The organism is Pedobacter sp. KBW06, from assembly GCF_003852525.1.
Taxonomy (GTDB): Bacteria; Bacteroidota; Bacteroidia; order Sphingobacteriales; family Sphingobacteriaceae; genus Pedobacter.
Genome location: NZ_QAJL01000002.1, coordinates 804,410 through 810,855, shown reverse-complemented (window position 1 = coordinate 810,855; position 6,446 = coordinate 804,410). Strand labels below are relative to the sequence as shown.

Sequence of the window (6,446 nt, the reverse complement as noted above, 5' to 3'; positions counted from 1 at the left end):
AGAATCTCGGGAATTGAACGTGATGTATACCTGTATGCCACGCCAAAACTCGATGTAAGGGACTTCAAAGCGATTGCCACACTGGACAAATCCTATAAGAACGGACTCCTTTCCTTAGATGCAGAAATCAACAATTACAGAATTGACAGGAAGACCAACCATAGCAAACCGGATACTTTTGCCGTAGAGCTGGAATTGATTGATCCGAAAGGGAAGTCTGTTTACAAGGACGAAACAAAAGGAGTAAAAACGGTCCTTGGTAATTATAAAAGTAATGTGAAGTTCAATACAGAAGTTGGAGACGTAGCGGCATGGACTGCAGAAACGCCTAACCTGTATACACTTTTCATCACTTTGAAAAATAAAAAAGGAGAAGTACTGGAAGTGATTCCTCAGCGAATTGGTTTTCGTACTGTCGAACTCGTTAACAATAATTTCCTCGTGAACGGGAAGCGCGTGTTCTTTAAAGGCGTGAACCGTCATGAACACAATGCCACCCAGGGGCATACGCTGACCAGGGCAGACATGCGTAAAGACATGGAAATGATGAAAAAGCTGAACGTAAACTCGGTAAGGCATTCTCATTATCCTCCTGATCCCTATTGGATGGAACTTTGTGATGAGTATGGTTTATACGTAATTGATGAAGCCAATATTGAATCTCATGGGCGTTATTATGACCTGGATTATACGCTTGGAAATGATAAGCAATGGAGAATTCCTCATCTGGAGCGGATTCAGAGAATGTATGAACGCGATAAAAACCACTCCTCGGTAGTCACCTGGTCTTTAGGAAACGAAGCCGGTAACGGAAGGAATTTTTACGAAGCATACGATTGGCTGAAAGCAAAAGACATCCGTCCGGTACAATATGAGCGCGCAGAGGAAGACTACAATACAGATATGATTGTGCCTCAGTACCCTGATCCAAACTGGTTGAAACAATATGCGAACAGCAAGCCCGACCGTCCACTCATCATGAGTGAGTTTGCCCACATTATGGGAAATAGCCTGGGTAACTTTAAAGAATACTGGGATGTGATCGAAAGTCAGCCAAACCTGCAGGGTGGTTACATCTGGGAATGGATTGATCAGGCGATTGATACCGTAAAAAATGGGAAACGCATCAATGCTTATGGAGGAGACTTTCCTTTAAGCGGACCTGTGAATGAAGACTTCAGCGACAATAACTTTAGCGTGAAAGGTGTAGTAACCAATCATCGTGGCATGACGCCGATGGCCGTAGAGGTGAAGAAGATTTACCAATACATCAAAACGAAATACGAAGGCAACAACACCATCAAACTGAACAATTCTTATTTCTTTAAAGGGCTGGACAATGTGAAGTTAAACTGGGAACTTTTAGAAAATGGTAAGATCGTAGAAAAAGGAACGCAGAACCTCCCTGTAATTGAACCAAGAACAGAAAAAGAACTGAGCCTGGCCATCAAAACGAAAGCGAAAGCCGGTGCAGAATATTTTCTGAATGTATATTACGACCTGAAAATGGCAGAACCTTTCCTTCCGGCAGGATATACCATTGCCACCGAGCAATTTGTATGGAGCGGAGCACCTAAAGCATCGGCCTATGCTGCGGTCAATGGAAAATTAACCATAGAAAAACCTTCAGGAAAAGCAGTGGTTAAAGGAAGTGACTTTTCTATCGCATTTGATATGGAAAAAGGACTAATGACCGGATATACCCTTAAAGGTAGTCCGTTGTTGTCTGAAGGCCCTCAACCAGGATTCTGGCGTGCATCAACAGATAATGACATCGGTGCCGGATTTAACCGGAGCCTGAGAAAATGGAGAAATGCCTATTCAGAAGGAAAACTAGTTTCTGCAGAGATTCAGACTGCGTCTTCAGGCGAAGTGGTTGCGACCTTTAAAAAGGAACTGATCGACGGAGCAGCAACGGTAGCGCAAACATTTACCATCAGACCTGATGGCATTGTAAAGGTAGACAACCATTTTACAGCAAATAAAGGAAAGTATCCATTGATGCAGCGGATCGGAAATGATTTGCAATTGAACGCTGCATTGAGTAAAATTAACTTCTATGGCCGCGGGCCGGGCGAAAACTATTGGGACCGTAAAACGGCATCTTTTGTAGGTTTATACAACCAGACCATAGATGAGCAGTACTTCCCTTATGCACGTCCTCAGGAGAGCGGAAACAAAACTGATGTTCGCTGGGTGAATTTTACAGACAAAAAGGGAAAAGGACTTAGCTTTGGAATGGCAGATAGCTTATTGAATTTTTCTGCACTGCCATACAGCATGGATGATCTTGATCCTGAAGTCGAGAAAAAACAATACCATTCCGGTGAGCTGGTAAAAAGAGATAAAATCTACCTGCACCTGGATCTGATCCAGAGTGGTTTACAGGGAATAGACAGCTGGGGTTCTATGCCGTTAAAAGAATACAGGGTGCCTTTTGCAGCACATCAGTATTCATATTGGATCAAACCAATTAAATAAGAAGCGCTGATATGATAAAAAAACAGGGCTTTTGGATGTTGATCCAAAAGCCCTGTTTTTGTTTTTAACCATTTGTTTTATAGGGGATTGAAAAATACTGCGCAAACGTTTGCGCCCGCAAATCCAGAGCCAGGCCCATCTTCTTTTAAAGCAGCATTCCTACCACAGCCATTACCAACGCAATGATCAGTGCCGGAGTAAAGCCCTTTATTTCAAAATCATCAAAAAACTTATCCGCCAGTTTGATCATGATGGCAGTAACCACCAAATGAACAACAAAGGAGATCAGGCCGAGTGTGACCACATTCATTGGAAACCTGAGGAACATACCCAATGTCGCATTCAATAAGCCAATCACCAGAGCTACCAGAATGGCCGTTCCGTAATTTTTAATTCTAACGCTTGGCAGTACATAAGTCATTCCCAACAGGATTCCTGCATTGACGAGTAAGGTGATAATAAAGTTCATGTCGTTTTTTTTAAGTTTTGTAAGGTTCAAAAATCAATCCAGAAATTGCCCTCAGAGGGTATCGGTGAAAATAAAATAAATTAACTTTAATTTGTAGCGAATCTTATTTATCTTACGTTTAGTATGTTATACTAAATTAATCATCAGCCTTATGAAAAACGTTTCGTTATTATCATTTTTTATTCTAATAATTTTCTCTTCCTGTCAACCGAAAGTTATGACTACAAAAGAACTTAATGCCAGCGATTCCTTTATGCCTATGCAAATCGGAAATTCCTGGAAAATGGGAGAACACACTTATACTGAGATTCAGGATACCCTGAGGATTGACAATAAGCTGTATTATAAATTCTATTCCTTAGTTGGCGGAGATGCCACAGATACCAAATATCTGAGAATAGATGAAAACAATGATTTGCAGGAATCCTATCCGGATCAGCCTAAGAAAGTGTATACCCATGCAAAGTTCAATGCAAAAGTCAACGACGAGTTTTACACTCTTGGCGATAAATCGGAGAACGATTATAAAGTCAAAGTGACAGAAAAGACCGATAAGAAGATGACTTTTGAGTTCGATATGGTGTACCATCCTAATTTAAAAGGAAACACACATAAAGTGAGCTATATCAAAGGTTCAGGTCTGGACGAAGACTGGAAAAGTATTAAGATTGACGGCAAGGTGATTAAGTAACCTTTGCCGTTCTTAAATATTTAGAGAAGCGCAAAGGGAAAAATCTTTTTAGCCAGATCCCTTTGACTTCTTTTCCTCCGATATAAACTTCTTCCTTACGAAGCCTGACCGCATTGACAATCAGCTTTGCACATTCCTCAGCAGGCATGCCGTTTTCCTGTGCACTGTCCATTGTTCCCTGTGGCGCTCCGTTAGATGTCAAAGCATTCAGGGTGACCTTTGTTTTGATGAAACCCGGACAAACCATGGTGATGTGGATGCCCCGGTCAAAGAGCTCAGACCGTACCGAATCAAAATATCCATGTAAGGCATGTTTAGAAGCCGCGTACGCAGAGCGAAGCTTGGTGCCGAACTTCCCAACCAGACTGCTGATACAAACGATCTGACCGCCGCCATTTGCGATCATTAGCGGCAATACCGCTTTGCTCAATACGACAGTCCCCCAAAAATTGACATTCATCAGGCGCTGCTCTACCGCCAGCTCTGTTTCCAAAGCAAGGCTCCGCTGACTGATCCCTCCGCTATTGATCAGCAGGTCTACTTTACCAAAGATGCGGATCGCTTCTTCGGCTTTGTCTGCCAATGCTGCGGTATTTTCAAGATCTAAAGACAGCACATGAACGTTGATTTTATTTTTGCATCCGTTCTTTACCCTGAACAATTCATCACGGTTACGCGAAGAAATGATCAGCCTTGCACCCAGCTGACTGTAGGCATATACCAATGCTTCTCCGATGCCGGATGATGCTCCGGTAGTCCAAACAACTTTATCTTTCATTATACGATCATTAATGGTGGTCTTCCGGGATCAGAAACAATTCAGAGGCAATATGGTCTGCAAAAAGTTTCCCGTCCAGGGTCAAAGTTAGGTGTTCCTTTTCATTCATCAGCCATTTCCGCTCTATAAAAGGTTTGATGCTTTTGAGGGTGTCATGGAGAAATACCTTGCCAAAATCGGCCTCAATTTTAAGTAAACTGCTTCCCCACATGGTTCTGAGGGAAGTCATCATGTATTCATTGAAACGGTCGTAAAGATCCAGTGTTTCGATGGTTTCCGGTAGGCGGCCCTCCCTGATGTCGCTCAGATAGGCGGCATTATTTGCAATGTTCAGGTAGCGTGTTTCCCCGTCAAAACCATGGGCAGAGGGACCGATTCCAATATAGGGGATGCCCCGCCAGTAATTGGTGTTGTGAACGGCATATTTGCCGGGTTTACTGTAGTTTGAAATCTCGTAATGTTCAAAGCCTGCTTTTCCAAGCTGCTCAATTAAAGAGATGAACTGGTCTGCACTTTGCTCGTCATTTACCGGAACCTGTTTACCTCTTTTTATGGCATGGGCGAGGGCGGTCCGGGGTTCCACTGTCATAGAATAGGCAGAAATATGCGGAGTTTCAAATTCAATGGCCTTATTGATATTGCTCAGCCATTTCTGGTCGGTCAGTAAAGGATAGCCATAGATCAGATCGATGCTTAAATTCTCGAACCCCGCATCCTGACTTCTTTTGATACAATTTTCCGCTTCGCCGGAATTGTGCGCGCGATTCATCCAGATCAGGTCTTCATCAAAAAAAGACTGGATTCCAATGCTGAACCGGTTGACGGGCAATTGCCTTAATTCTTTAATTTTTTTGGCATCCAGGTCGTCGGGATTGGCTTCGATTGTGATCTCCGCATCTGAAGCAACAGAAAAATGCCTGGTTATGGTATTGAATATTTTTTCAAATGCTGCAGAAGGCAATACAGAAGGTGTTCCTCCACCAAAGTAAATACTGCCTACCTGATGGTCTGCAATTCTATCTTTTTTCCTGATAATTTCTGTGCAAATGGCCTCCGTCATTTCATCAACATACTTTAAAGAAGTGCTGAAATGGAAATCGCAATACGTGCAGGCTTTTTTGCAGAATGGAATGTGGATGTAGATACCGGACATGGGGGCAAAGATAAGTGCAATTATACAGTTTTGAATACCGGCTTATATTTTGCCATCCAAACCGTCGCATTTCCACAGTCCGGATCATCTGTTTGATGTTTTAACAGGGTAAAATGATGGTCCGTTAAAAGTTGCTGATATTCTTCCGTATCTAATGATCCATGAAATAGATTTTCTCCGCCAATTTGTCCCCAGGCTTCGCCATGTGTGGTGCCGGAGGTGAAAAGCAAAATTCCACCAGGATTGAGGTGTGCTGTAAAAGTGGCAAACATTGCCGGTTGATCTTCCGCAGGGAGGTGGAAAAAGCTATGCCAGGCAATAACTGCGTCGAATCTTTTATTCAGCGAGAGCCCCCGCATATCTGCCTGGATAAATGTGCCGGAAGGGAAATTTTTCTTTGCTATGGACAATATTTTAGGACTGGCATCTACGCCGGTAATGTTTAATTTCCGACTTAAGAAATAACCGAAGATGGGAATTCCTGTGCCGCAACCCAGATCTAAAATACGGGAATCATCGTTTAAATGGGTAATGACCTCATCGAGATAGTTTTTTTCCATTAAACCTTTATCCCGGTTTTCGGCAAACCAATCCGCTACTTTATCATAAACCTCGAAGGTGTTTTTCCGGAAATCTTTTTCCATAGAGGGGCGATATCTAAAATTGAAACCAAGATAAGCAATTTCAGTTATCCTGTCATAACCTCGCTGAGGACCTCAATATCCGGGTCCGAAATCGGATATCTGTCACTTACGCTGCCTGGCCCGGTCATTCCTCATAAATTTTATATCCCTAAGGACAGGCTTTTGAAGAGGAAGACTTTGGTTTTTATCTATTTAATGCTACTTTTGAAATTCACAAAATTTTATTTGGT

General features: G+C 42.5%; 6 protein-coding genes. 2 read left to right on the top strand and 4 right to left on the bottom strand.

Features of this window, described 5'->3' with window-relative positions; translation table 11 throughout:
• The coding region (locus DBR43_RS13565) for a glycoside hydrolase family 2 TIM barrel-domain containing protein (protein WP_199757043.1) at positions 1-2,481 on the top strand (2,481 nt) is incomplete at its 5' end.
• Positions 2,482-2,626: 145 nt separating this feature from the next.
• Here the strand turns inward: DBR43_RS13565 and DBR43_RS13560 are convergent.
• The gene (locus tag DBR43_RS13560) at positions 2,627-2,950 is read right to left on the bottom strand and encodes a phage holin family protein (protein WP_124581644.1); all 324 of its coding nucleotides are present in this window, start codon (positions 2,948-2,950) and stop codon (positions 2,627-2,629) included.
• A gap of 217 nt (positions 2,951-3,167) precedes the next feature.
• Between DBR43_RS13560 and DBR43_RS13555 the strand changes: the two genes are divergently transcribed.
• Positions 3,168-3,641, top strand: coding sequence for a hypothetical protein (locus DBR43_RS13555; protein ID WP_124581642.1), 474 nt, complete (start codon positions 3,168-3,170; stop codon positions 3,639-3,641).
• Here DBR43_RS13555 and DBR43_RS13550 read toward each other — a convergent pair.
• From DBR43_RS13550 to DBR43_RS13540, 3 genes are read right to left on the bottom strand one after another with little or no spacing between them, the layout of a single operon-like run.
• The gene (locus tag DBR43_RS13550) at positions 3,634-4,419 is read right to left on the bottom strand and encodes an SDR family oxidoreductase (protein ID WP_124581640.1); all 786 of its coding nucleotides are present in this window, start codon (positions 4,417-4,419) and stop codon (positions 3,634-3,636) included. The genes DBR43_RS13555 and DBR43_RS13550 overlap by 8 nt on opposite strands.
• A gap of 10 nt (positions 4,420-4,429) precedes the next feature.
• Positions 4,430-5,572 (bottom strand): radical SAM family heme chaperone HemW, encoded by a 1,143-nt coding sequence (hemW, locus tag DBR43_RS13545; RefSeq protein WP_124581638.1) that lies wholly within the window; start codon positions 5,570-5,572, stop codon positions 4,430-4,432.
• 20 nt (positions 5,573-5,592) lie between these two features.
• A complete protein-coding gene (locus tag DBR43_RS13540; RefSeq protein WP_124581636.1) occupies positions 5,593-6,216 on the bottom strand; it encodes a class I SAM-dependent methyltransferase in 624 nt (207 codons plus the stop codon).
• Positions 6,217-6,446: the final 230 nt, after the last annotated feature.

What these genes read in the sequence shown, in the direction of transcription:
- DBR43_RS13560 (WP_124581644.1), bottom strand. Translation starts at nt 2,950, where the DNA reads ATGAACTTTATTATCACCTTACTCGTCAATGCAGGAATCCTGTTGGGA.
- DBR43_RS13555 (WP_124581642.1), top strand. Translation starts at nt 3,168, where the DNA reads ATGACTACAAAAGAACTTAATGCCAGCGATTCCTTTATGCCTATGCAA.
- DBR43_RS13550 (WP_124581640.1), bottom strand. Translation starts at nt 4,419, where the DNA reads ATGAAAGATAAAGTTGTTTGGACTACCGGAGCATCATCCGGCATCGGA.
- hemW (WP_124581638.1), bottom strand. Translation starts at nt 5,572, where the DNA reads ATGTCCGGTATCTACATCCACATTCCATTCTGCAAAAAAGCCTGCACG.
- DBR43_RS13540 (WP_124581636.1), bottom strand. Translation starts at nt 6,216, where the DNA reads ATGGAAAAAGATTTCCGGAAAAACACCTTCGAGGTTTATGATAAAGTA.